This window comes from Streptomyces sp. NBC_01233, assembly GCF_035989305.1.
Taxonomy (GTDB): Bacteria; Actinomycetota; Actinomycetes; order Streptomycetales; family Streptomycetaceae; genus Streptomyces.
Map to the genome: position 1 here is coordinate 10,001,236 of NZ_CP108514.1, position 22,823 is coordinate 10,024,058.

General features: G+C 70.2%; 24 protein-coding genes, 1 tRNA gene and 3 pseudogenes. 9 read left to right on the forward strand and 19 right to left on the reverse strand.

Features of this window, described 5'->3' with window-relative positions; all coding sequences use genetic code 11:
* Window positions 1-185: 185 nt before the first annotated feature.
* The gene (locus tag OG332_RS46095) at window positions 186-632 is read left to right on the forward strand and encodes a hypothetical protein (protein WP_327419043.1); all 447 of its coding nucleotides are present in this window, start codon (window positions 186-188) and stop codon (window positions 630-632) included.
* A gap of 41 nt (window positions 633-673) precedes the next feature.
* Here the strand turns inward: OG332_RS46095 and OG332_RS46100 are convergent, their stop codons facing one another.
* From OG332_RS46100 to OG332_RS46130, 7 genes are all read right to left on the reverse strand, one after another.
* Window positions 674-1,216 (reverse strand): GNAT family N-acetyltransferase, encoded by a 543-nt coding sequence (locus OG332_RS46100; protein ID WP_327419044.1) that lies wholly within the window; start codon window positions 1,214-1,216, stop codon window positions 674-676.
* 67 nt (window positions 1,217-1,283) lie between these two features.
* Window positions 1,284-1,691 carry a DUF3224 domain-containing protein gene (locus tag OG332_RS46105; RefSeq protein WP_327419045.1) on the reverse strand — a complete coding sequence of 136 codons (408 nt, stop codon included), beginning with the start codon at window positions 1,689-1,691 and terminating at the stop codon, window positions 1,284-1,286.
* Window positions 1,692-1,834: 143 nt separating this feature from the next.
* Window positions 1,835-2,410 (reverse strand): amidohydrolase family protein, encoded by a 576-nt coding sequence (locus tag OG332_RS46110; RefSeq protein ID WP_327419046.1) that lies wholly within the window; start codon window positions 2,408-2,410, stop codon window positions 1,835-1,837.
* Window positions 2,379-2,903: a hypothetical protein gene (locus OG332_RS46115; protein ID WP_327419047.1), complete on the reverse strand. Its 525-nt coding sequence runs from the start codon at window positions 2,901-2,903 to the stop codon at window positions 2,379-2,381. Before OG332_RS46115 ends, OG332_RS46110 begins: the two co-directional genes overlap by 32 nt.
* Before the next feature lie 139 nt (window positions 2,904-3,042).
* The gene (locus OG332_RS46120) at window positions 3,043-4,419 is read right to left on the reverse strand and encodes a TerD family protein (protein WP_327419048.1); all 1,377 of its coding nucleotides are present in this window, start codon (window positions 4,417-4,419) and stop codon (window positions 3,043-3,045) included.
* 167 nt (window positions 4,420-4,586) lie between these two features.
* Window positions 4,587-4,934, reverse strand: a complete 348-nt coding sequence (locus OG332_RS48100) for a three-helix bundle dimerization domain-containing protein (RefSeq protein WP_442816320.1) — start codon at window positions 4,932-4,934, stop codon at window positions 4,587-4,589.
* On the reverse strand, window positions 4,871-5,251 hold the full coding sequence (locus OG332_RS46130; RefSeq protein ID WP_327419050.1) for a winged helix-turn-helix transcriptional regulator: 381 nt from the start codon (window positions 5,249-5,251) through the stop codon (window positions 4,871-4,873). Before OG332_RS46130 ends, OG332_RS48100 begins: the two co-directional genes overlap by 64 nt.
* A gap of 143 nt (window positions 5,252-5,394) precedes the next feature.
* Between OG332_RS46130 and OG332_RS46135 the strand changes: the two genes are divergently transcribed.
* Window positions 5,395-5,802, forward strand: coding sequence for a RidA family protein (locus OG332_RS46135; RefSeq protein ID WP_327419051.1), 408 nt, complete (start codon window positions 5,395-5,397; stop codon window positions 5,800-5,802).
* Window positions 5,803-5,920: 118 nt separating this feature from the next.
* Here OG332_RS46135 and OG332_RS46140 read toward each other — a convergent pair whose 3' ends face one another.
* Entirely contained in the window at window positions 5,921-6,511 is a 591-nt protein-coding gene (locus tag OG332_RS46140) for a TetR/AcrR family transcriptional regulator (protein WP_327419052.1), read from the reverse strand.
* Window positions 6,512-6,791: 280 nt separating this feature from the next.
* On the opposite strand from OG332_RS46140, the gene OG332_RS46145 reads away from it, so the two are divergent.
* Together OG332_RS46145 and OG332_RS46155 are read left to right on the forward strand one after the other, a co-directional pair.
* The gene (locus tag OG332_RS46145) at window positions 6,792-7,736 is read left to right on the forward strand and encodes an alpha/beta hydrolase family protein (RefSeq protein ID WP_327419053.1); all 945 of its coding nucleotides are present in this window, start codon (window positions 6,792-6,794) and stop codon (window positions 7,734-7,736) included.
* An 835-nt stretch (window positions 7,737-8,571) separates the two neighbouring features.
* Entirely contained in the window at window positions 8,572-9,303 is a 732-nt protein-coding gene (locus OG332_RS46155) for an FAD binding domain-containing protein (RefSeq protein ID WP_327419054.1), read from the forward strand.
* A gap of 60 nt (window positions 9,304-9,363) precedes the next feature.
* Here OG332_RS46155 and OG332_RS46160 read toward each other — a convergent pair whose 3' ends face one another.
* From OG332_RS46160 to OG332_RS46175, 4 genes and pseudogenes are all read right to left on the reverse strand, one after another.
* Window positions 9,364-9,735, reverse strand: a complete 372-nt coding sequence (locus tag OG332_RS46160) for a transposase (RefSeq protein ID WP_442816415.1) — start codon at window positions 9,733-9,735, stop codon at window positions 9,364-9,366.
* A 34-nt stretch (window positions 9,736-9,769) separates the two neighbouring features.
* Window positions 9,770-10,690 (reverse strand): IS3 family transposase, encoded by a 921-nt coding sequence (locus tag OG332_RS46165; protein ID WP_327411594.1) that lies wholly within the window; start codon window positions 10,688-10,690, stop codon window positions 9,770-9,772.
* Window positions 10,687-10,998 (reverse strand): transposase, encoded by a 312-nt coding sequence (locus OG332_RS46170; protein ID WP_327419224.1) that lies wholly within the window; start codon window positions 10,996-10,998, stop codon window positions 10,687-10,689. Before OG332_RS46170 ends, OG332_RS46165 begins: the two co-directional genes overlap by 4 nt.
* Window positions 10,995-12,622: pseudogene (locus tag OG332_RS46175) on the reverse strand (IS4 family transposase). Before OG332_RS46175 ends, OG332_RS46170 begins: the two are co-directional and overlap by 4 nt.
* Between OG332_RS46175 and OG332_RS46180 the strand changes: the two are divergent.
* The 4 genes and pseudogenes from OG332_RS46180 to OG332_RS46190 form a co-directional block, all read left to right on the forward strand.
* Entirely contained in the window at window positions 12,548-13,051 is a 504-nt protein-coding gene (locus OG332_RS46180; RefSeq protein WP_327411595.1) for a transposase, read from the forward strand. The pseudogene OG332_RS46175 and the gene OG332_RS46180 sit on opposite strands and share 75 nt — an antisense overlap.
* Window positions 13,048-13,968: an IS3 family transposase gene (locus tag OG332_RS46185; RefSeq protein WP_327411594.1), complete on the forward strand. Its 921-nt coding sequence runs from the start codon at window positions 13,048-13,050 to the stop codon at window positions 13,966-13,968. Before OG332_RS46180 ends, OG332_RS46185 begins: the two co-directional genes overlap by 4 nt.
* 191 nt (window positions 13,969-14,159) lie before the next feature.
* Window positions 14,160-14,381, forward strand: a pseudogene (locus tag OG332_RS48105) (transposase); the annotation flags it as partial.
* A gap of 67 nt (window positions 14,382-14,448) precedes the next feature.
* A pseudogene (locus tag OG332_RS46190) lies at window positions 14,449-15,360 on the forward strand (IS3 family transposase); the annotation flags it as partial.
* Between the two features lie 30 nt (window positions 15,361-15,390).
* Here OG332_RS46190 and OG332_RS46195 read toward each other — a convergent pair.
* The 4 genes from OG332_RS46195 to OG332_RS46210 form a co-directional block, all read right to left on the reverse strand.
* On the reverse strand, window positions 15,391-15,639 hold the full coding sequence (locus OG332_RS46195; protein ID WP_327411592.1) for a DUF4240 domain-containing protein: 249 nt from the start codon (window positions 15,637-15,639) through the stop codon (window positions 15,391-15,393).
* A 93-nt stretch (window positions 15,640-15,732) separates the two neighbouring features.
* On the reverse strand, window positions 15,733-16,155 hold the full coding sequence (locus tag OG332_RS46200) for a VOC family protein (RefSeq protein ID WP_327411591.1): 423 nt from the start codon (window positions 16,153-16,155) through the stop codon (window positions 15,733-15,735).
* 264 nt (window positions 16,156-16,419) lie between these two features.
* Window positions 16,420-16,494 (reverse strand) — tRNA-Trp (locus OG332_RS46205).
* 165 nt (window positions 16,495-16,659) lie between these two features.
* Window positions 16,660-17,295, reverse strand: a complete 636-nt coding sequence (locus OG332_RS46210) for an alpha/beta hydrolase (protein ID WP_327411590.1) — start codon at window positions 17,293-17,295, stop codon at window positions 16,660-16,662.
* A gap of 641 nt (window positions 17,296-17,936) precedes the next feature.
* On the opposite strand from OG332_RS46210, the gene OG332_RS46215 reads away from it, so the two are divergent.
* A complete protein-coding gene (locus tag OG332_RS46215; protein ID WP_327411589.1) occupies window positions 17,937-18,380 on the forward strand; it encodes a transglycosylase SLT domain-containing protein in 444 nt (147 codons plus the stop codon).
* Between the two features lie 19 nt (window positions 18,381-18,399).
* Here the strand turns inward: OG332_RS46215 and OG332_RS46220 are convergent, their stop codons facing one another.
* The 3 genes from OG332_RS46220 to puuE all read right to left on the reverse strand — a co-directional run bounded on the left by OG332_RS46220 (window position 18,400) and on the right by puuE (window position 22,696).
* A complete protein-coding gene (locus OG332_RS46220; RefSeq protein WP_327411588.1) occupies window positions 18,400-19,242 on the reverse strand; it encodes an IS5 family transposase in 843 nt (280 codons plus the stop codon).
* Window positions 19,243-19,518: 276 nt separating this feature from the next.
* On the reverse strand, window positions 19,519-20,916 hold the full coding sequence (locus OG332_RS46225; protein ID WP_327411587.1) for an IS1380 family transposase: 1,398 nt from the start codon (window positions 20,914-20,916) through the stop codon (window positions 19,519-19,521).
* Window positions 20,917-21,781: 865 nt separating this feature from the next.
* On the reverse strand, window positions 21,782-22,696 hold the full coding sequence (puuE, locus tag OG332_RS46230; protein ID WP_327411586.1) for an allantoinase PuuE: 915 nt from the start codon (window positions 22,694-22,696) through the stop codon (window positions 21,782-21,784).
* Between the last annotated feature and the right edge of the window lie 127 nt (window positions 22,697-22,823).

The window sequence follows — 22,823 nt, forward strand, 5'->3', positions numbered from 1 at the left end:
CGGGTACGAGGTCGCATGAAGCTCCGCGCGGTCTGAGCGGTGCGGGTGGGACAGAGTCCGATGGAGGCGGTGGCCTTGCCCTGGAGCTGCGGATGCGGGCACGTGCTCGTCTACCCTGAACTCCTTGTCGCCCCCGCCTCGATACTGGAGAACGGGTTCGACCGGTTCCTCGAGAGTGGAGTCAGGTGAAGGACGACGACATACGCACGCGCTTCGACGGCCGTGGCCGCGTCGAGCTGTTGCCCGGCCAGACCACGGCCGCGAAGCAGCGCCGAATAGACGAGATCGCCCACGCGTTCGGCTACCAGCTGCTCACCATCCACAACCTCGGCCTCGCGGGCATCCGGCTCGTCTACGAACGGGACGACGCCCCGCCCGCACGCCGCCGCAATGAGCTGACCATTGCACGCCTGCGCGCGGGTGGGCCGCTGCTGCCGGCGATCGAGCCGCCTGTGCCCCCGCCACCAGGTCCGCCGCCACCGGTCGCACCGCGGGTCCCGCGCCAGCGGTCCAGCCGTCCTCCGTCGGAGCCCCCGCCGCCCCCACCTGCGGCTCCACCCCGACCACACCTTCCGCCCACGCCGCCGTTTCCCCCGCTCCCGCCTCCACCCCCTGCCGCCCCAACCTCCTGACGGGTAAGGCGACACGGCGGTGTCATATGGTGCGAAGGTCCCTAGACCTTCGAGTCCGGCTTCCAGTCCTGGGCGAGGAGCCCGAGCAGCACCTCGTCCAGGAACTCGCCCATCACCCAGGCCGAGGAGCGCAGCAGGCCCTCGCGGACGAAGCCGTTGCGCTCGGCTGAGCGCAGCATCGCGGCGTTGTCCGACAGGGTCTCGATCTGCAGTCGCTGCAAGCCGCGCACGACGAAACCGTAGTGGCACAGAACCGCGACCACGTCCGTGCCGTAACCCTTGCCGCGAGAGGACGGCAGCAGTCCGAGGCCGATGTGCGCGTACCGGTTGTGGTTGTCGATGCCCCACAGGTTCGCCGTGCCGACCAGCGTGCCGCCGTCCAGTTCCACGACGGAGAACGGGACGTGCCCTTCCACCTTGTCGTCCACCACCAGCCGCGAGTCCTTCGAGCCGGGCGTGATCGGACGCCACGGCCGGCTTTCGGCCCGCGAGGCGTTGGCCACGTCGTCGTAGAGCTCGGCCCGCAGGATCGGGATGTCCTCCTCGTGCCGGGCCCTGAGCCCGACCTTGCTGCCTCTAAGCATGCAGGCTTCCTACCCGACCGGGCTCGCCCGCGGCAAACGAATAGGGCAACTCCGGTCCGTGGCGCACTCAGCTGAGCTGATAGTCGAACCAGATCCGATGTGTGCCGTCAGCATCGACCGCCATGCCCCCGGCCCCCGAGATTCCCGCCAGCTCACCGGTGCCGCTCGAGGGCACGATGGTGAAGAACTCCGCGGTGCGGTCGCTTCCGGACGTGGTCGCCGAGTGTACGAAGTTGAAGGCCCCCTCCCGGCCGTGCAGTGAGCCCTCGAAGGACTCCATGGCCACATAGGTGCCGATGCCGGTCGCCTGGTCGAATGCGGAGGTGAACAAGGTCGCCGAGCGACCGGCAACCTCGCCCTCGAACGACTTCTCCATCGTCGCGACACCCACGGGGAGGCCGGTGGACACGGCAGGGTCCGGCCTCAGCTCGGTCGGGACGAACGCTGTGACGGTGAACGTTCCAGTAGCTCTCATGAGCTGACCGTATCGACGCGCTCTGACACACGCGGGCACACGAGCGCTTGCCCCCTCGATTCGGCACTCGGGGCTGATGCCGCAGGCGTCCACACCGGAGCGGCGCCGGCGCAGGCGGCGTCGGCTCACATCCGGGCAGCATGTCAGCGCAGCACCCGCCCCCGCAGGATCACTCGCTTCGGCTGCCCGAGAACACCGGGTTCGGCCGCGGGGTCTTCGTCGTAGGCGACGAGGTCGGCAGGCGCTCCGTCGACCAGACCGGGCAGCCCGAGCCAGTTCCGTGCGGTCCACGAGGCGGCCCCGAGTGCTTCTTCGGCCGGCATTCCCGCCCGCAGCAGCCACCGGGACTCCGTGGCCACCGTGCCGCAGGGGAAGCTGTCCGTGCCGGCGAGGACGACGACCCCCGCTTCGTGTGCCATGCGAACGTTGTCGATCATTCCCTGCCAGCCGTCGAGCCAGTCGGAGCGCCGCGCGCTGGGCTCGCGGCCTCGCCAGTCCTCGACACTTCCGGCGAAGGCCGTGAGCGTCGGCACGTACGCGGTCCCCTGGGCGGCCATCCGGTCCAGCAACTCCGGTTCCAAGTGCATGCCGTGCTCGAGGCTGTCCGCTCCGGCCAGGACGGCGTTGCGCGAGCCCTCGCCGGTTTGGCAGTGCACTGCGACGCGCCCACCGACGGCATGCACGGCGTCAACGGTCGCCTTCAGCACATCCAGGGGCACGGCAGGCTCGTCCCATCGCCAGTCGCCAGTCGCCGATCACCTTGCACCAGCCGGACGCCGCTGTGGCTTCCTCGACCGCGGCCCCGGCCAGTTCGTCCTCGCTGATGTCCCGTCCCGCCCCGGGGAAGAACCGGCCGGGCGTGGCGAGCCACCGGCCCGCCGATCGGACGCGGGGCAGACCGGCTTCCGTGTCCACCCAGCCGGGCATCCGCTCCGCGGTTCCCGGTGTCCGGACCAGGAGCACCCCGGCGTCACGGTGCGCCGTCAAGTGCTTCCGCAGCAAGGCCTCATCGAACCGGTCATCAGGGCTCTCAGCCCCGGGATGCGTATGGACGTCGACCAGCCCCGGCAAGAGCCAGCCGCCGTCCACCACCGTCTCGACGCTCTTCGACGCCGCCCCGGCGGGCGGCTCGGTCCTCAACCGATCCCCATCGACCCAGAACGTCCGCTCGACGCGATCGGGCAGGGAGACACCGCGTATGCGCATGATCATGACGATGAACCTACGGGATGAACGCGCGAAACCGCTGCGCCGGTAGGAGGACCTGGGCCGCCCGTCCCGCAAGAACCGCGCCCACCTGCGTCAGCGCGGCGTCGCCTGCACGATCCGTGTCGACCGGATCAGCGGACCCCTAGCGGCGGCGGGTCCAGAAGCCCCCGATGCCGGCCCGGCGGGGTTCCATGGACCAGCCTGCGTCGGCCTCGATCACCAGCAGGCGCGGACCCTGGGGGAGCGATCCCTTTCCGCGTCCCCGGTCGCCCAGGCTGAACGCGAACTCGTACTGTCCGCGCCGCCGGTGGACCCACACCGCGAAGTGCCCCCACTCGTCCGCGGTGCCCTGGAAACGGTACTTGACGTCGAGTTCGCCGCCGGTGTGGGCGAGGACGTCCGGCCCGTGCCCCTCCACCGGGCCGTCGAACGGTCTCAGCGTCGACACCGGCCGGATCCTGATCCTCCACTGGCCCCGCGTGTCCACGCGGAGCCGCAACGGGGAACGACCGTCGTGGTACACGACGCCCACCCCTCTCAGATCCTCCATGCTGCTGCGCATCACCTGCCGCCATCTGCGGTTCCGGATGGTCAGCGTGACGATCTCCAGGGACGCGTCGCCCTCCCTCATCACGTCGACCACCACGAAGCCGCGCGGGAGGGTGAGGCCGGGTTCGACGACCTCTTTGTCCTGTCCGCTGTACTCGAAGTACGGGAACTCCGGGCCGATCGTGTCGGGGAGCCCGTTGAGCCGCCCCGGGGACACACCGAGGGGCGCGACGGAGGCGGGCACGGGCCCGTCGGTCTTCGCGACGATCACCGGAGGCGCGGGAGGGACCGACGACGCAGGCGCGGGCGCGGCTACGAAGGCGGGCGCCGGGTCGGGCGCGGGAGCGGCGGCTTCTGGCGGGAACGGCGGTAGCTGCACCGGTAGTTCGGGCGCCGGCGGGATCTGCAGGGCCGTGGGCTCCGGCGCGGGCGCGTCGTCCGCCACCGAGAATCCGAAGTCCGCGGCCAGCCCCGGCAGCCCGGAGGCGTACCCCTGCCCCACCGCACGGAACTTCCACCCCCCGTTCCTCCGGTAGAACTCGCCCAGCAGGATCGCCGTCTCCGTCGTGGCGTCCTCGACGGCGTACAGCGCCAGTTGCCCTCCGGTGGTCGCGCTCACCGCGCGCATGTACAGGCCCTCGACGTCCCCGAACGTCCCACCGTCGCAGGATGCCGCGATCACGATCCGCTCCACGCAAGCTTCGACCCGGCCCGGGTCCATCTCCAGCCAGTCCGCGACAACTCCGTCGTCCCCCCGGGCATTTCCCACGAGCCGTACGCCGCTCCCCGCGTGCGACGGCTGGTTGTAGAACACCAGGTCGCCCCGGCCCCGCACCTTGCCGCCCGCGTCGACCAGCAGCGCCGCCGCGTCGACCTCCGGCGCCCCCGACCCACCGACCCGGCGTACGACGGCCACGCGCATCGGCTCGCCACTGAGCGGAAGGTTTCCCCCCTTGATGATCTCTGTCATGCGGGCATCCTCACACCCCGCCCGCGCCCCCGAAAGGCCTCGGCCGTTCGCGGCAGGACCAGCCCCGGTGGGGGTCGGGCTCGGCGATGCACTGCACGAACCACCTCCCCTGCGCGCGGCGACCTACCGGCAAGGGCTCTTCGCCTGCCGGCTGACACCCCCGAGCGTCAAGTAGGGCTATCCGCCTGCCCGTCAGAGGGCAGCGGGTCCCTGGCCCTGCGCTCCATCAGGATCGGCAGCCAGGTGCGCACACGGGCGTGCCCGAGCTCTTCGTGCGCCGTCCGTACCGCACTCTCCACCAGGTCGGCGTCCAGCTCGGGGTGGGCCTTCATCAGGCGCTCCGTGACATGGTGGATGGCGAGGGCGTCCTCCGCTTCCGCCCTCGCACACCTCGGCCTCGATGCTCCACCGCTCTGCGCCGCGACACCGACGCGTGCGAGTGCTTCATCCGTCAGGCGTCGAAGCGGTGCCGGGAGGCCTCGATGTGACCGAAGTACCGGTGGGTCCAGTCGCACAGTCCGTCGATCGTCACGCGCAAAGCCTGGCCCGGATCGGTGAGGGTGTACTCGACCCGTGGCGGCACGACGGGGTGGACCGTCCGCTCGACCAGGCCGTTGCGCTCCAGCATGCGCAGGTTCTGGGTGAGCATCTTGTGGCTGATGCCCTCGACCTCGTTCCGCAGCTCGCCGAAGCGCAGGGTGTGCTCCCCCAGCGCCTCGATGATCAGGAGCGCCCACTTGTTGGCGACGTCCGAAAAGATCTCCCGCCCCAACGAGTCCGCGCGCCGCAAGTCTGCCTCGTCGGCTGTGCCGCTGAGCTGCTTGGTCACCATGAAGTTCCCCAGTCACCGAAAAGTGCGTTCTTCCATGTCGGAGACCACTCTCCTACGGTGCCTGAGTAACCACAAGAGAGCGAGCGCGTCGCGACTCGATGAAAGCCGCCTCGCGGGCTCTCACGGCAATGGAGGCATGCAACATGGCCATCACCCTGATCAACCCCGGTGGACTGCCCGAGATCGACGCCTACCGGCAGGTGTCGATCGCGACCGGATCGAAGCTGGTCTTCGTCGCCGGACAGGTCGCCTGGGACGCCGACGGTGTCACGGTCGGCGAAGGCGACCTCGCCGCCCAGGTCGAGCGGTGCTACCTCAACGTCGGTACCGCCCTGGCCGAGGTCGGCGCCTCCTTCGACGACGTGGCGAAACTGACCCTCTGCGTCGTCGACTGGACCCCCGCCAAGATGCCCCAGGTCATGGAGGGAATCACCCGGGCGGCCGCGAAGCTGGGCGCCACCCCGGTCCCGCCGGCGTCGCTGCTGGGCGTCGCCGCCTTGGACGTACCCGAGCACCTGGTCGAGCTCGAAGCCACCGCGGTCATCGACTGAACCGGCGCCTCTCGCCCTGGGTTCGTTCCGTCGACGCGCGCGCACCTTGCACGAACGTCGGTCCGGCCGGCGGGGCGGCGATGACCACTTGCGTCCGAAACCGGCGCGGTCGCCGTGGTCAGTTCGGCTGGCGCAGTCCCGCGACGAGGAGTGCGGCCATGCGGCGTGCGTCGTAGCGGGGGTCGCTCTCGGCGCCGATGCAGAGGTTCCCGATGCCGCGCATGAGCTGGTAGGCGTCGAGGTCGGAGCGGATGTCGCCGGACGCGGCGGCAGCGTCGAGGAGCTGGGTGCACACCGGCACGAGGCGTTCGAGGAAGTAGGCGTGCAGCGTCTCGAAGCCGGCGCCGTCCCCCTGCATCGCGGCGGCCAGGCCGTGTTTGGTGACCAGGAAGTCGACGAAGAGCTCGACCCACAGCCCCAGCGCGGCATGGGGTGTCGGGCTGGTCTCCAGCAGGGCCGGGCCGGCCTCGGCGCAGGCGTCGACCTGGTGGCGGTAGACGGCGATGACGAGGTCCGCCCGGGTGGGGAAGTGGCGGTAGATCGTGCCCAGTCCGACGCCCGCCTCGGCCGCGATGTCGCGTACCGGCGCTTCCACGCCCGAGGTCACGAAGACCGCGGCGGCCGCGTCCAGCAGGGTCTGCTGGTTGCGCCGGGCGTCCTTGCGCTGGGACCTGGCTGAGCTTCCCGGGCCCTGGTCGCTCTCGCTCACCGAGGCACTCCTTCCGTAACCGGCCTTGCGAAGCGGAACAGCGTTCCGTATCGTTAACGGAGCAACGTTCCGTTTCATTCATGATGGCAGACCGGAGGGCGGTCGACCAGGCCGCCGCTGTTCGCGATCAGCCCCGAACGGACGAGCATGCGGCCGTCCGTACCCGGCGTTGACGGGGCTGCGCGTGAGAAACGGGCCCAGTCGGCCGGTTCTGCGGCGCGACCGACCGCCGAGCCCATCGAACCCAAGCGTGCGCAGGCACTGAACGGAAGGCATTTCCATGTCCGACTCGAAGACCGCGAACGCGCAGAAGTCCGCTGGCGTACCCACCACGGTGCTATCCGCGAAGCCTGTCGTCCTGTCCACCGCCGCAGGCCGAGGCGAGGACCTCCAGGTCCGCGTGTCCGCCCCCGCGACCGGCGGCGACCTGCCCGTCATCGTCTTCTCGCACGGCTGCGGCTGGTCGATGAACGGCTACGCCCCGCTGGCGGACTACTGGGCGGCCCACGGTTTCGCGGTCATCCAGCCCACCCACCTCGACTCCAGGACGCTCGGCCTCCCCGCCGAGGACCCCCGAACCCCGCAGATCTGGCGCCTGCGCATCGAGGACCTCACGCGCGTACTGGACGGACTCGACGGCCTGGCGGCGTCCGTGCCGGGCCTCGCCGGGCGCCTCGACCGCAGCCGCATCGCCGTGGCCGGCCACTCCTGGGGCGCGCAGACGGCGAGCACCCTGCTGGGCGCGCGCGTCCTCGATTCCGACGGCGTTCCCGGAGAGGACATGTCCGACCCCCGCGTCACGGCAGGAGTGCTGCTCGCCCTGCCCGGCCTGGGCGACGACCTGACCCCGTTCGCCGCCGAGAACCTCCCCTTCATGAAGCCGTCCTTCGACACCATGGCCACCCCGGCTCTCATCGTCGCCGGAGACCGCGACGACTCCGCGCTGTCCACCCGCGGACCGGAGTGGTTCACCGACGCATACGCCTACAGCCCGGGAAGCAAGAGCCTGCTCACGCTCTTCGCGGCCGAGCACTCGCTCGGCGGCATCCCCGGATACGAGGTCGCCGAGACGACCGACGAGAGCCCCGCACGCGTCGCCCTGATCCAGCGACTCACCACGGCCTTCCTGCGCAGCGCCCTCTACCCCGGGGACACCGGCTGGAAGGCGGCGGCCACCGCACTGGCGGAAGACCCCAACCCGCTGGGGAAGCTGCACGGCAAGTAACCAAGCAACCGCCGAGCCCGCCGACGAAATGCGTCGGGCATTCGGCCGCCAAGCCGCAGCGGTGGTCGGCACGCTCGTTGCGGCGGGTGGGCGAGAGATCCGCGCGTTCTGGCTCAATCACATGGTTGCAGCTCGTACATCGGTACCGTTCCCCGCCACCGGTTGCGAGGGCCGTGGCCCACCAGGACGTAGGGCGGGAGCACGGATCCCGTGGCGATCAGCGGCACGCGATGACTCCGGTGCCAGGTCTCGCGGGCGGGCGCAGTCTCCGGACAGCGGGATGTGGCCGGGCGCGGGGAAAGATCGACTGTGGTCACGGACCGGGCTCCCGTTCGGCTGCTCTCCGAGGCTGCCGGATCACATGATCGTCGAACGCCGCCGGGCTCGGCCGACGGCGCGCCCACCCGGCCCTGACGGGCTGCTTCCTGATCGGCTTGCGACACCCCGGGACCTCGGAAGCAGCGAAGCCCCCCGCCGGGCAGGCACACCGCCCGCCCCATCCGGCCGCACCGGACTCCCGGGCCACGGACGATCCGATACCGGTCATCCTGCGGGGCGGCGGGACTGGGCGCTGTTCGGGGCGGGCAGGGCGTCCGGGTGCTGAAGCAACCGGACGCCCTGCCCCGTCAGATCTCCGACGCCTACGTCGACGCCCTGGTCGAGCTCGATCCGATCGTCGGCACCGCCCTGGGAGTGCCCGGCGCTTCGAGCGCGCTCCCCGACTTCTCGCCGGACGGTCGGCAGGCCGTGGCCGAGCTCGCGCGCTCGACCATGGCACAGCTCACGGCCGCCGAGCAGGCGCCGGGCGCGGCCGGCGCGGTCGAGCGGTCCGCGGGTGCGCGCCGGCTGGCCGGCCCTCGCGGTTTCGGCCGGGACCGCGGCCACTCCGCAGATCCGCACCGCCGGCACCCTGGGCGGCAACCTGCTGCAGCGCAACCGCTGTTGGTACTACCGCAATCCGCACGTCAGCTGCCTCCAGAAGGGCGGCACCGGCTGCCCCGCGCGCGAGGGCGACCACCACTTCGGCGTGGTCAGCGGCGACGCCCCGTGTGTCGCCCCGCACCCGTCCACCCTCGCGATGGCCCTGCTCACCTACGATGCCGAGGCCGAGTTCCACGGCGAATCCCCGCGCGGCGTCGCCGACTTGTACGGGGACGGGGACCGGCTTTTCCACACGGACCACCTGCTGCCGCCGGAGCGCATCCTCACCGCGGTCCTCCTGCCGCCGCCCTTGCCCGGCGAACGCGCCGCCTGCCACCGGGCCGTCAGCCGGGCCCACGCCGAATGGCCCCTGGTCGAGGCCACCGCCCGGGTCGCGCTCGACGGCTCCACCCTCACGCACGCCGCCGTCGCGGCGGGCGGGGTGGCGCGCGTCCCGCTACGGCTGACGGAGGTGGAGGCCGCCCTGATCGGCCGCGAGGCCACCCCCGGGGTCCTCGCCGCAGCCGCCGCGACGGTACTCGCCCGTTGCCGGCCGCTGCCGCAGACCGGATACAAGGCCACGCTGTTCAGGGACACCGTCCTGGAAGCCCTGGAGCAGGCCGTCGGACCGGCTGCCGCCGGCTAGAACGCTCCTGAAAATCTTGTCTGAGGGGCCGTCCGGTGTTGGGCTGGGTGGCTCCTCGCGTTATGCGGTGGCCGGGGTGATCGTCCAGGTGCCGCCTGTGCGGGTGAGTCCGAGGTTGATCAGGCGGCGGAGGTTGAGGGCGGCGGCGCGGTTGTGGAGCCAGGTGTTGTTCTTGATGACGCCTCGGTAGGGGACGCGGCGGTTGCCTTTGGCGACGAGCCAGGCGATGGCACGCTCGACCGGTGGTCGCCATCGGCGGTACTCGGCCTGCCAGTGGGGGTCGGTGGCGGCCTGGTCGCGGGCGGCTTTGAGCAGGTCGTACTGGGCGTGGACGCTGAAGACACGGCCGGTCTTGGAGCGGGTGCAGCGGTCCTTGAGCGGGCAGGTGGCGCACAGTTTCTTGAACTGGGCCTGGCGTGCGCCGTTGGCCAGTGGTGAGGTTCCCCCGCACTGCGGGAGGGGCTGACTAGCTGGTCAGGGTGGGTTGACGTGGTTTCAGGTTCACTTGTTCGGTCGCTGCCTGGTTGGCGTAGTGCTTCTCCTCGTACTCGATGGGGCTGAGGTAGCCGAGCCGTTTCTGGATGCGGCGGGGGTTGTAGAAGCCGTCGATGTACTCGAAGAGCGCGAGGTTCGCCTCGGCCCTGGTGGCGAAGACGCGGCCGCGGATGCACTCGGTCTTGATGACCATCCACAGGTTCTCCGCGAGGGCGTTGTCGTACGAGTCGCCGACCGAGCCCATGGAAGCCTGGATCCCGGCCCTGACCAGGCGTGTTGTGAGCTTCACGGACGTGTATTGACAGCCGTGGTCGGCGTGGTGAATAAGCTCTCCGGGGGCGACCTCGCGGCTGGCCAGGGCGTATTCCAGCGAGGTCAGGACCAGATCGGCGTCGGCGCGGGCGGAGGTCTCCCAGGCCACCACCCGGCGGGAGAACGCGTCGCGGATCGCGGACAGCCACAACGGCCCCTCCCCGGTGGGGATCATGGTCAGGTCGGTAACCCACAGCCGGTTCGGCCCGGCCGCGGTGAAGTCGCGTTGCACCAGGTCAGGGGCCAGATCGGCGTCCGGGTCACGGCGAGTGAAACCCTTGCCCCGGCGGGGACTGATCCCGGCCAGGCCGGCCTGGCGCATGAGCCGCTCGACGCGCTTCCTGCCGACGTGGACGCCCTCACGCTTGAGGACGGCGTGCACGCGGGGTGAGCCGTAGATCCCGCCGGACTCCTCGTGGACCTGCCGGATCCTGCTGGTCAGCTCGGCATCCCGGCGGCGCCGTTCGCACGGTTCGGTCTCGGCCTGGCGCCACCGGTAGTAGGTGGAGGAGGGGATGTTCAGTTCCCGGAGTACGGGCTCGACCCCCAGATACGGGTGCTCGTCAACGAGCGCCGTCACCTGGGCCGGGTCGGGTCGAGCTGGGCCGCGAAAAAAGCCGAGGCCGTCCGCAGGACCTCATTCGCACGCTTGAGCTGTGCATTCTCCTTCCGCAGGGCGGCAAGCTCCTCCCGCTCGCCAGTGGTGAGCACGTCGTCGCGTTCGCCGGCGTCGGCCTCTGCCTGCCGGATCCAGTTGCGCAGAGCCTCGTGGTGCACGCCGAGTTCCTCGGCCATGCGGCGGATCACGGGCTTCGGCTCGGCGGTCCGGTACATCCGTACCGCACGCTCACGCAACTCCAGCGGATACTTCCAAGACCACGGAGTTATGGCTTGTCCGGCGCTGTCAACAGGGGCGGGGACAGGGGCTTGTGGAGGTTGGGGTGGTCCACTCGGGGTCGAGGGTGTAGAGGCCCCGGCCGGTGCGGCGGAGGATTCCTTCGCGGACCCAGCGTCCCAGTTCTGCGCGTAGTCCTTGGGGATCCTCCAGTCCGATACCGCGGGCGATTTCACATGCGCGCCAGGTGCGGTGGGGATCGGTTCGCAGGAGTTGCAGTGTGCGGTCGCGGCGTCCGTCGGGGCCTGGGCCAGCGGAGGGGTTCACGGTGACACTGATGCTGGTGATCCTGGATGCGCCCAGGACTTGTGCCTGGTGGGGCGGGGCGGCGTAGCGGGAGATCGGGCATTTGACGCGGCGTGGGTTGACGCGGGCCCGGCGGGGTGGGAGCAGATCGTGCAGCAGGGCCGGTGTGATTCGTCCCGGTCCGGTGTCGGGCAGTACGTCGGCTGCGGCGATGAGCTGGTCTTTTGCGGTCTCCAGGGCGACGGTGAAGGAGGCGCGGTCCGGGTCGGTGCCGGGGAGGGTCTCGACGGCCTCGGCCATCGCGCGGCGCAGTGCCTGGTAGACGGTCAGGTGAGCCCAGAGTTCTTGTTGGATCCCGGTCGCGTCCTGGGATCGCAGCACCAGGCCGTGCTGCAGGGTGTGCCGAAGCGAGTAGAACGCGGACTCGATCTCCCATCGCTCGTGGTAGAGCTCCACCAGCTCTGCGGCGGGGTAGCGACGGTGATCGGTCAGCGTGGTGGCCAGTCGGTAGTGGCCTTCCAGCCTCAGCCCTTTGGCGGTCGTCACCGCGATGTGCGCATCGATGATCCTCAGCCGGGTCCCGTTGATCCTGGTCAGGAATGACCCGTCCGGCAGTAGTGCCCAGCGTGCGGGTGTCCGGGTTCCCTTGAGGCGTACCAGCAGCTGGGCGCCGGTGGCCGCGGCCTTCGCGAGGAAGTCGTCGGAGTCGAAGCCCCGGTCGTTGAGCAGCAGCATCCTGTTGTCCAGCAGTGGTAGCAGCTGCTCGGCGTAGCCGGTCTCCTTCTCGGGCGTCGGTCCGAAGACCGCACCGAGCAGGGCCCGGGTTCCGGTCTCGCACAGCACCATGATCTTCAGCATCGGATATCCGTCCGTGCCGTAACGATGCTTGTGTTTGCCCAGCCAGGCGCAGACTCGCGGCCGGTCAGGGGCCTTGGTGGAGCTGCAGCCGTCGAAGGCGACTGTGCGCCAGCACCTGTATCGCACCCCTGGTGTGATCGGCTGTGCCACGGGACCGGCCAGTGTCTCGAAGAGCAGCCGCAGCGGCGCGGCGCCCAGCCGCCGGCGCACCTCTCGCAGCGCCTTCTCCGACGGACGCGGTGGAAGGAGCCCGCGCAGGCCGCAGGTGAGTTTGTCCCACACCCGCATGTAGCCCAGCTGCGGGAAGAGAACCAGTGCCAGCACGAAGTAGACACCCACCCTCGACGGCAGCAGCCTCAGCCTCCGCTGGGTTCCGCCAGTACGTTCCAGCACGTCATCGACCAGTTCAAAGGGCAGGTGCCGGGTCAGCTCGCCCAGATGCCCCGGAGCGAAGACCCCGTCGGCGACGGTGATGGACGACGTGAGCGTGACGGTGGAACACTGAACGGGCAACGGGGCTCCTTCAGGCGGGAAGACCTTGGTCGGCTTCCTCGCTCTACCAGGAGTCCCGTTGCCCTGACCGGCACTTCTCCCAAATACCTCGCCCCTGTTGACAGCGGCCGACAAGCCATAACTCCGTGGTCTTGGAAGTATCCGCTGGAGTTGCGTGAGCGTGCGGTACGGATGTACCGGACCGCCGAGCCGAAGCCCGTGATCCGCCGCATGGCCGAGGAACTCGGCGTGCACCACGAGGCTCTGCGCAACTGGATCCGGCAGGCAGAGGCCGACGCCGGCGAACGCGACGACGTGCTCACCACTGGCGAGCGGGAGGAGCTTGCCGCCCTGCGGAAGGAGAATGCACAGCTCAAGCGTGCGAATGAGGTCCTGCGGACGGCCTCGGCTTTTTTCGCGGCCCAGCTCGACCCGACCCGGCCCAGGTGACGGCGCTCGTTGACGAGCACCCGTATCTGGGGGTCGAGCCCGTACTCCGGGAACTGAACATCCCCTCCTCCACCTACTACCGGTGGCGCCAGGCCGAGACCGAACCGTGCGAACGGCGCCGCCGGGATGCCGAGCTGACCAGCAGGATCCGGCAGGTCCACGAGGAGTCCGGCGGGATCTACGGCTCACCCCGCGTGCACGCCGTCCTCAAGCGTGAGGGCGTCCACGTCGGCAGGAAGCGCGTCGAGCGGCTCATGCGCCAGGCCGGCCTGGCCGGGATCAGTCCCCGCCGGGGCAAGGGTTTCACTCGCCGTGACCCGGACGCCGATCTGGCCCCTGACCTGGTGCAACGCGACTTCACCGCGGCCGGGCCGAACCGGCTGTGGGTTACCGACCTGACCATGATCCCCACCGGGGAGGGGCCGTTGTGGCTGTCCGCGATCCGCGACGCGTTCTCCCGCCGGGTGGTGGCCTGGGAGACCTCCGCCCGCGCCGACGCCGATCTGGTCCTGACCTCGCTGGAATACGCCCTGGCCAGCCGCGAGGTCGCCCCCGGAGAGCTTATTCACCACGCCGACCACGGCTGTCAATACACGTCCGTGAAGCTCACAACACGCCTGGTCAGGGCCGGGATCCAGGCTTCCATGGGCTCGGTCGGCGACTCGTACGACAACGCCCTCGCGGAGAACCTGTGGATGGTCATCAAGACCGAGTGCATCCGCGGCCGCGTCTTCGCCACCAGGGCCGAGGCGAACCTCGCGCTCTTCGAGTACATCGACGGCTTCTACAACCCCCGCCGCATCCAGAAACGGCTCGGCTACCTCAGCCCCATCGAGTACGAGGAGAAGCACTACGCCAACCAGGCAGCGACCGAACAAGTGAACCTGAAACCACGTCAACCCACCCTGACCAGCTAGTCAGCCCCTCCCGCAGTGCGGGGGAACCTCAGAGCGCGGCCGCCCGGATCGCACCAGGGTGCGCAGCCAGGCTGTCCGGGGCCGTGTCCACACGCTGGTACCAGTCACGTCCCGAAGCGATCACTGAAGCTTCCCCTTGATCGTGGACACCTGGAGACTGGGATCTGAGGTTCCAGAGGAAGTAGTGCCAGGTGGGAAGCAAGTACACGAAGCGGTACTCGGACGAGTACAAGCGGGACGCGATCGAGCTCGTGCGGTCGTCGGGCCGGACGGTGACCGAGGTCGCCCGGGAACTCGGGATCAGCTCGGAGTCCCTGCGGGGCTGGGTGAAGAAGGCCCGGGCCGCCCAGGACAACGGATCGGGACCCGGCGCCGTGCGGGCCGCCGACGACCGGGACGAGGAACTGAAGCGGCTGCGGAAGCTGACCGTAGAGCAGGCGAAGACGATCGAGATCCTGAAAAAGCGACCGCCTTCTTCGCGAAGGAGAGCGACCGGTGAGCACGATATGCCGGTTCATCCACGCGGAGAAGGCGAACTACACGATCGTGCTGCTGTGCACGGTGATGAAGACCGCCCGGTCCACGTACTACGCGTGGGTGGCCGGAGCCGAGGCCCGCGAAGCCAGGCGACGGGCGGATGAGACCCTGGCACACGAGATCACGGTGATCTACATCGCCTCCCGGCGGAACTACGGCGTCCCGCGCGTCACCGCCGAACTGCGCCGGCAGGGCCGGGTGGTCAACCGTAAGCGGGTGGCACGGGTCATGCGGGAGAACGGCATCGCCGGGAACAGCCGGCGCACCGGACGCCGCGGCCTGACCAAGGCCGACACCAAGGCCGCCCCGTCGCCGGACCTGATCGGCCGGGACTTCACCGCCATCCGTCCCGGAACGAAAATCGTCGGGGACATCACCTACATCCCCACCGCCGAGGGCTGGCTCTACCTCGCCTCGTGGCTGGACCTGGCCACGCGCGAGGTGATCGGGTACTCGATGGCCGACCACCACCGCGCCGACCTCGTCGTCGACGCGCTGGACATGGCAGCCGCGCTGGGCCGCCTGGAACCCGGCTGTGTGATCCACAGTGACCGCGGATCGGAATACACCTCCGGTCAACTCCGCACAAAAATCAGCAAGTTGGGGCACCGGCAAAGTATGGGCCGGACCGGGAGCTGCTTCGATAACGCCGCCGCGGAGAGCTTCTGGGCCGTCCTGAAAGAAGAGATCGGCACCCGCTTCTGGCCCGACCGGGCCACCGCCCGCGCCGACATCTTCGACTTCATCGAGACCTTCTACAACAGACGCCGCCTACGCAAGCACATCCACTGGGGCTACCTCACACCCCACGAAACCCGCCTGCGATACCGGCAAGACCAGGCCCTCGCAGCGTAACAACACCGTGTCCAAGATCACGGGGAAACTTCACACACCGGCGCGGAAGTCGATGAAGCTGTCGTCGGAGCACCCGCCCCCGATGAGGTAAGCAGCCGCCCACACGTCCCAGCGATACAGGGCGTCATGCAGTTCGTCAAAGCGTTCCGCATACTCCAGGATCTCCTGCGGCCGTCTGCCGGCGAGGTGGTTGACGAGGACTTCGTCGAACGGCTCGCCCGCTTCCGCTGCCTCGGACCGCGCAGTTTCGATGATCTCCCAGAACGTGTCGATGCCCATGCCGCGCACTCTGCCAGGACCCTGTGACAATCCATCCCGGCCACCCGCCGGCATCCGGCCCCACAGCTTTGGGGCGCAGGGCCTTCAGGGCCTTCAGACGACCGGTTCGCCGATGCCCAGCAGATTGCCCTCGCTGTCGCGGAACCAGGCGCCGCGCTCGCCCCGGGCGCCCTTGCTCGGGTAGTTCCCGTCGATCTCGGCGATCGAGTCCCTGGTCTTGAATCCCGGAACGTCGACGTCCTCGAACACCACACCGAGCCGCTTGAGCCCCGTGACCACACGGGTGAGGTCGTCGACCTCGAAGGCCATCTGCGTGAACGTGCCGGGCGAGGATCCCGTGGACCGGAACAGCACGAACTCCGCACTCCCGCACCGGTACAGAAGGCCGCCGGGCCGCTCGTCGACAGGCTCCAGGCCGAGGCGCTCGGCGTAGAAACGCCGGGCCCGTCCCAGATCCTGGGCGGGAAGCCGGGTCGCCACGCGCGCCCTGGCCAGAAGGTCGCCGCTCACGTTCATGTCCCCAGTGTGCCCGTGCACCGGCCACGGACGGGCGGTCGACGCGCGCCACCGAATCCGCCCGGCGGACCGGGCCCCGCACGTGCCCGAAGCCCGGGCACCCAGTACGGGGCACACCCGCGAGGAGGAGCACCCGGACGGCCGTGCCGGGCCTGCCGTACGTGTGGGATCGCCGGGGCGGGGCCGGCCCCCGGCGTACTGGCCCCGGCCCGCGCCCGCGCCCTCGATGCGGTTCCGGGCTCGTCTCCTGCCGTGGTCTGCGGACGGAGCCGACCGGATTCGAACCGGCGTCCTCGCGGTTTTGGAGACCGCGCGCGTCGACCTCTGCGCTACGGCTCCGTCCGCCCGGCATCCTAAGCCACCCCGCCCCGACCCCATCCGATGCCCTCCCTCCGCCCTGGAGCGGCTAGCACGGGGGCCAACCGATGCGGTACCCGCCCGGCCCCCGTTGTCCAGCGCACGCGCTCTCCGTACGCGCTCTCCGTACGCGCTCTCCGCGCGTGCTCAGCGCAGCGTGGGGATCACCTCGCGCGTCTCGTCGACCTCGACGCCCGCGGTGCGGCGGCCGAGCGTCCCCGTCGGCGTCTCGTCCGCGCATGCGGTGTCCCGTGCGGGCAGTGCCAGCGTGGCGAGGTACTCCGTGACCAGGGCGCTGACGCACGCGCTCCGGTTGTACGCGGTGTGTCCTTCACCGGCGAAGGTCAGCAGCCGCCCGTTGTCCAGCCTCGCTGCCAGGGCCACGGCGTCCTGGTACGGGGTGTCCGGGTCCCCGGTCGTGCCGAGGACCAGGATCGGGGCGGAACTCGCCGCCCGGTAGGAGCCCTCGAAACGGCTCGGGCGTTCCGCCGGCCACTGGGCGCAGGTCGGCGCATGGTTGTGGTCGTAGGTGGGCGGCCCGAGCCCGATGGCGGATCCCAGCAGCGGCTCCGAGGCGACATGGGCACCGACCAGCGCGTCCAGGAGCAGCCGACTGGTCGGATAGACGCGGTCGGCGCACTCGACGGCCATGTTGACGTTGAGGAAGTCGAACGACGCGGGGGAGGGCGGGTTCAGCAGGAACGTGGCCTGCCGTGCCTGCGCCGCCCGCAGGGCCTGCCCCAGCTCGGGCCAGATCTCCTTGCCCGCGTTGATGTTGAACATCAGCCGGTACCGGGTGTTCTCGTGTCGGGTGTTTTGGTTCTGTTGTTCTTGTGTGGGGTGGGCGGGTCGGTGGCTGGGGTCTGCCGGGTGCTGTGCTGCTTGGGTGCTGTGCTGCTTGGGTGCCGGGCGGCCTGGGCCGGGTGCCGGGGCGGGCTGGGTGCGGGGTGGGTGGGGCGTCTGGTGGGGGCTGTCGGAGTTGTGTGGCTCGGGGTGTCGTGCTGACGGGGGTGGTGCGGGGTGGGCACGGAAGGTTGGCCTGTAGTCCACCTGTCCCCTTCGATTCCGGTGCAATTCTGACAAATCAACCACCTCGTTGGAGGGGTGTGTGTGGTGACGTTTAGTGAGGTTGGGGTGGTTTGGGGGTGACTCGGCCCATAGGGCCCACGTCACATACGGCCTGGGTTAGTAGGTGGTGGTGGGCTTGGGGTGGTCGCGTTGTGGGGGCTTTGGCCTGCGTGGATCCCTGTGGCGGTGCGGTGGGGGTGTGGGTGTGTTGCTGCGAGGCCGGGTAGTAGGTGGAGTCGTTGCCAGGGCGTGGGGGCGTCGGTAGAACTGGATGAGTCGCCGGGCGGTGCGGGTGTTTCACCCGCCGCCTGCGGTTCCCCTCTCCACTGCGTGAGTGGTTCACGCATGTCTTCGGCATGCGGCGACCGTCTCTGTCCCCTTCGGAAGGTCAATCCGTGTCCAACGCCGTCATCCGCCGCATCGCCGCTTCGAAGAAGGCCCTCGCGGGTTCCGTCCTCGCCCTGGGCGTCGCCGGTTCCATGCTTGCCGCGGTTCCCGCGCAGGCTGCCCCGACGAGCGCCAAGGCGATCGCGCAGCAGATGATCAAGGACCCGGCCCAGTTCGCCGCCTTCGACAAGATCATTTCGCGTGAGAGTGGCTGGGACTACACCGCGACCAACGCCTCCTCCGGCGCCTACGGCCTGGCCCAGGCCCTGCCGGCGTCGAAGATGGCCTCCGCGGGCGCGGACTGGAAGACCAACCCGGCCACCCAGATCAAGTGGGGCCTGGACTACATGAACGAGCGCTACGGCAGCCCCGTCGGCGCCTGGAACTTCTGGTCCGCCAACCACTGGTACTAAGACCGACCGGCAGTAGGCGTCACTTGAGTCGTCGGGTGGTGGGGCGGGTGTCCCAGCGGTATTGGAGCGTCGCGCGGCGGATGAGCATGCGGAGCGTGACGATCGTGGCGGTGAGGTGCAGGTAGAAGTCCACGACGTTGCCGTTCTTCTCGGTGCAGCGCCGCAGTTTGCCGAAGCCGTTCATCCACGAGTGTGCGCGCTCCACCACCCAGCGTTTCCCGGCTTGGATTGGGGCGGGCACACCCTTGCGGGCGATCTCGACGGTGAAGCCGAACTCCTCCAGCGCGGTCCGGGTCTTCGCGCTGTCGTAGCCGCGGTCCAGGTTGACGTTGACCTGCTCGGGGAGTGGTCCGACCTGGGTTTTCACGGCGTCGAGGGTGGGGATGAGCAGGGGCGAGTCGTGCCGGTTGGCTCCGGCGGAGACCAGGCCGAGCGGAACACCGCGGGCCTCGGCTGCTATCGAGCGTTTCAGGCCCTGCTTGCCGCGGTCGACCGGGGAGCGGCCGGCCTTCTCGCCGCCGCAGGGCGCCTTGGTGATGCAGCCGTCGACCGACAGTTCGTCGAGTTCCAGGCCGATCATGCGGTCGTACGCCTCCAGGGCCAAGGCGTGCAGTTGCTGACATATCCCCAGGTCGGCCCAGTGTCTGACGCGGCGTCGGATAGTGCGGTCGGAGCAGCCGGGACTGGCGATGCGTTCGTAGCCGGAGCCGTGCACGAGGGCAGCGATCACGTGCTCGAAGACGATCCGGTCGGGGAGGCGCGGATTGTGGCAGCCAAGCGGATGGCCGTCCACGTGCGCGGGCAGCAGCGCCGCGAACTGGTCCCACAGGGGTTCGAGCAGGCATGATGGCAGGACAGGCACGAGCCCTCCGGTGATCACTGAGCGTAGAGAACTCCATGATCACTCAGGCTCGTGCCTGCCTTGCGCTCGGGCCGCCGATCACCGACACCCACGGCCCTACTGCCGGTCGGTCTAAGCCTCGATCCACCGATGTGGTCTGAGGGTGATCTTCTGGCGGGCGTCTGTGCCGGTTTTGGGGCGGTGGTTGGGCATGGGCAGGTTGTAGCCGCTGGTCTGCCCAGCTTTTCCACGACTTGGTTCCGGTTGGGCCCTGGCGGGCGGGGTGGGCAGGGGGCGTCAGGCCGGGCCGGGTGGGCCGTGGACCGTGTCGAACAGGTGCGTCCAGGCGTGCTGCCAGGGCCAGTTGTGCGGTAGGTGCAGGGTGACGCGCCGGGCGGAGCGGGCGGTCCGGGCCGGAACGTGGATCAGGTGGGTGCGGAGGGTGGCGGTGGTGGCCTTGGCGTGGAAGGCGGAGGTCAGAGCACCGGTGGCCCGCAGCAGGTTGTAGGTCATCGCCCACAGGGTCAGCCAGGCCGCGTTGGCGTTGAACTGTCCGGAGGGCAGGTGGGCGAGGGCGGAGGCTTTGCTGTCGGCGATGACCTGCTCGACGACGGCGTGGTGACGGTGTTCCCGCTCGGCCTGGAGCGTTCCGGCGGGGTTGTCGGTGAAGAACGGGTGGTAGCGCCAGACGGGGAACAGCTCGCCCTGCTCACCGACGCCGGCGGGTTTGGCCAGGTCCCGGACCCGGCGCACGATCAGCCGGGCCGTGACCCGCTCGCTCTTCTTGCGGCCGGCGAACGCGGTGTATGCGGGTATCTCGGCGACTTCGGCGCCGGAGATGAGCTCCCCGGTGTCGGGGTCGGGCACCGCGGTCGGGTAGCTGATCTGCTGCCACGTGCCGTCCGGGATGGCCAGGACGGCCCGTTTGATGGAGGGGTTCATGCCGGTCGTGATGGAGAAGTGGGCTCCGGCCCGGCGGCAGGCGGCGATCACACCGGCGTTGTAGAACTGCGAGTCCGCCCGCAGGATCCGCAGGCCGGTGCAGCCGGCCTCCCGGGCGGTGGCCAGAGCCTCGCTGACGAACTTGGGGGCACCGCGGGAGTCGGCCGCCTTGCCCCGCCGCATCCGTGCCCCGGCGATCACCGGCCGCGCGGCGGGGGTGCAGATCGTGGCGAGCAGGGGGTGCAGGGTGCGGACACCCTTGAACCGGCCGTACTCGCCACCCTGCTTGGTCCGGCCGTAGACCCGTTTGTGGGTGGAGTCGACATCGATGAACGCCTTCTCGCCCGCGCCGGGCAGCAGCGGGGTGTGCGAGGCCAGAGCGGCCAGGAACCCGCGGTGCACCGCGTGGAGCTGGAGCGCGTGACCATGGGTGAACGAGCGCAGAAACGTGCCCAGCGTGGACGGCGCACGGACGCCTGCGAACAACACGGGCATCGCACCGTGCCGCAGCACATCCAGATCGTCGATGCTGTCCGCACCCGCGGCCATCCCGGCCACGATGCTGGTCACCTTGGCGTCCGCCGACGCGCCCGCGCCGTTCTTCGCGCCGGTCAGCTTCACCTTCTCGGCCACCAGCCGGGCAAGCCCGCACCGCTCGGCCAGCCGCATCACCGGGACCAGCCCGGCATGCGCGACCAGATTCGCGTCATCGAACGCGGCAAACACCGCCGAAGCAGCATGGGAAGATTGCATCTCGCGGATGTTCTCTTGCTCTGTGGAAATGGAACCGTAGGAAGTCCCATCATCCCAGCTCAGAGGGCATCCGCGTCTTCATGTCCAAGCCCTGGACCGGCTATTGCTCGGTGGATCGAGGCTAAGCCACCGGCACGCAGCAGACGGACAGCAGACGCACGGAAGACGCCCGGCCGGAATTCTCCCGGCCGGGCGTCTTCCGTGCATCCAGCCGCCCCCGGGCCCCCGGGCCCCGGCCCCCCGGGCCCCCGGCCCCCCCAGACCCCCTGGACCCCTGGACCCCCGAGCCTGCGGTCTCTCGGGCCTCCGGCCTTCCGAGCCGCCGGACCCCCTCACGGCCTGCGGTCTCTCGGGCTTCCGGCCCCCCGGGCCTCCGGGTTCCCGGCCCCCGGGCTCCTGGGCCTCCGGGCTTCCGAGCCTCTGGGCCTGCGGGCTTCCGGGCTTCCGGGCCCTCGGGCCTGCGGGCCTCCGGCTTCCCGGCTTCCGGGCTTCCGGGCCTGCGGTCTCTCGGGCCTGCGGGCCTGCGGTCTCTCGGACTCCCGGGCCTGCGGGCCTCCGGGTTCCCGGGTTCCCGGGCCTGCGGACCCCCGGGCCTGCGGGCTTCCAGACCCCCGGGCTCTCGGGCCGCCGGGCTTCCGAGCCGCTGGGCTTCCGGCCCCCCGGGCCCTCGGGCTTGCGGGCTTCCGGGTTCCCGGGCCTGCGGGCTTCCGGACCCCCGAGCCGCCGGGCTCCCGGACCCCCGAGCCGCCGGGCTTCCGGGCCTGCGGTCTCCCAGGCCTGCGGACCCTCGGGCTCCTGGGCCTGCGGGCTTCCCGGGTTCCCGGACCCTCGGGCTTGCGGGCTGGGGCTGGGTCTGCGGAAGGATTCAGGGCGGGGGCGGGGGTGGGTGGGTGGTGAGCCAGTGACGTGCGATCTGCTCGCGGGTGGCGACCCATGTCCCGCCCCGCTGCGCGACGTGTTCCAAGAAGCCGTCGAGCGCACGGATACGGCCGGGCCGGCCGATGATCCGGCAGTGCAGGCCCACGCTCATCATCCGCGGCCGTTGTCCGCCCTCGGCGTGGAGCACCTCGAACGTGTCGATGAGATACGCGAGCATGTCGTCGGCCGTCGTGAAGCCGTGGACGATCAGGAACTTGAAATCGTTGGCATCCAGGCTGTACGGAACCACGAGGTGCGGGCGGCCGCCCATCTCCGCGTAGAACGGCAGGTCGTCCGAGTAGTCGTCGCTGTCGTAGAGGAAACCGCCGTCCTCGGCGACCAGACGCCGCGTGGCGGGGCTGGTCCGGCCGGTGTACCAGCCGACGGGCCGGCGTCCCACGAGCCGTTCGATCGTGGCGATCGAACGCGCGATGTCGGCGCGCTCGACGTCCTCGGGCACGTGGCGGTAGTCGATCCAGCGCCAGCCGTGGCCCGCCACCTCCCAGCCCGCGGCGCCCATCGCGCGCGCCGCGTCCGGGTTGCGCTCCAGGGCCTGGCCCACCGCGTGGACGGTGAGCGGCACGCCGTGCGCCGTGAGCGTGCGGTGGAGGCGCCAGAAACCGGCGCGCGCACCGTAGGCGAACATCGACTCGGCGTTCAGGTCACGCCCGCCCACCACGGGCGGCGCACCGACCAGTTCGTGAAGGAACCCCTCCGAGGCGCGGTCGCCTTCAAGGACGCTCTGCTCCCCGCCTTCCTCGTAGTTGAGGACGAGACTGACCGCGACACGGGCCCCGCCGGGCCACGCGGCATGCGGCGGCCCGGCGCCGTAACCGACGAGGTCGCGCTGATCCTCGGACACGGGCCGCACCCTACCCCCGCCGCGCCCCCGGACCCGGGCGACGCCGCGCCGGGCGGCAGCCCCCGCGGCCGATCAGCCCACACCGCCCGGTGCAGGCCCCCCGGCAAACAGGGCGCGGGACACCGGA

Coding starts and splice junctions, on each gene's coding strand:
- OG332_RS46100 (WP_327419044.1), bottom strand. CDS start 1,216: ATGCTTAGAGGCAGCAAGGTCGGGCTCAGGGCCCGGCACGAGGAGGAC.
- OG332_RS46195 (WP_327411592.1), bottom strand. CDS start 15,639: ATGGGCATCGACACGTTCTGGGAGATCATCGAAACTGCGCGGTCCGAG.
- OG332_RS46180 (WP_327411595.1), top strand. CDS start 12,548: ATGCCCCGGAGCGAAGACCCCGTCGGCGACGGTGATGGACGACGTGAG.
- OG332_RS46105 (WP_327419045.1), bottom strand. CDS start 1,691: ATGAGAGCTACTGGAACGTTCACCGTCACAGCGTTCGTCCCGACCGAG.
- OG332_RS46145 (WP_327419053.1), top strand. CDS start 6,792: ATGTCCGACTCGAAGACCGCGAACGCGCAGAAGTCCGCTGGCGTACCC.
- OG332_RS46200 (WP_327411591.1), bottom strand. CDS start 16,155: ATGAACGTGAGCGGCGACCTTCTGGCCAGGGCGCGCGTGGCGACCCGG.
- OG332_RS46225 (WP_327411587.1), bottom strand. CDS start 20,916: ATGCAATCTTCCCATGCTGCTTCGGCGGTGTTTGCCGCGTTCGATGAC.
- OG332_RS46210 (WP_327411590.1), bottom strand. CDS start 17,295: ATGTTCAACATCAACGCGGGCAAGGAGATCTGGCCCGAGCTGGGGCAG.
- OG332_RS46120 (WP_327419048.1), bottom strand. CDS start 4,419: ATGACAGAGATCATCAAGGGGGGAAACCTTCCGCTCAGTGGCGAGCCG.
- OG332_RS46115 (WP_327419047.1), bottom strand. CDS start 2,903: ATGATCATGCGCATACGCGGTGTCTCCCTGCCCGATCGCGTCGAGCGG.
- OG332_RS46130 (WP_327419050.1), bottom strand. CDS start 5,251: ATGGTGACCAAGCAGCTCAGCGGCACAGCCGACGAGGCAGACTTGCGG.
- OG332_RS46215 (WP_327411589.1), top strand. CDS start 17,937: ATGCGGCGACCGTCTCTGTCCCCTTCGGAAGGTCAATCCGTGTCCAAC.
- OG332_RS46135 (WP_327419051.1), top strand. CDS start 5,395: ATGGCCATCACCCTGATCAACCCCGGTGGACTGCCCGAGATCGACGCC.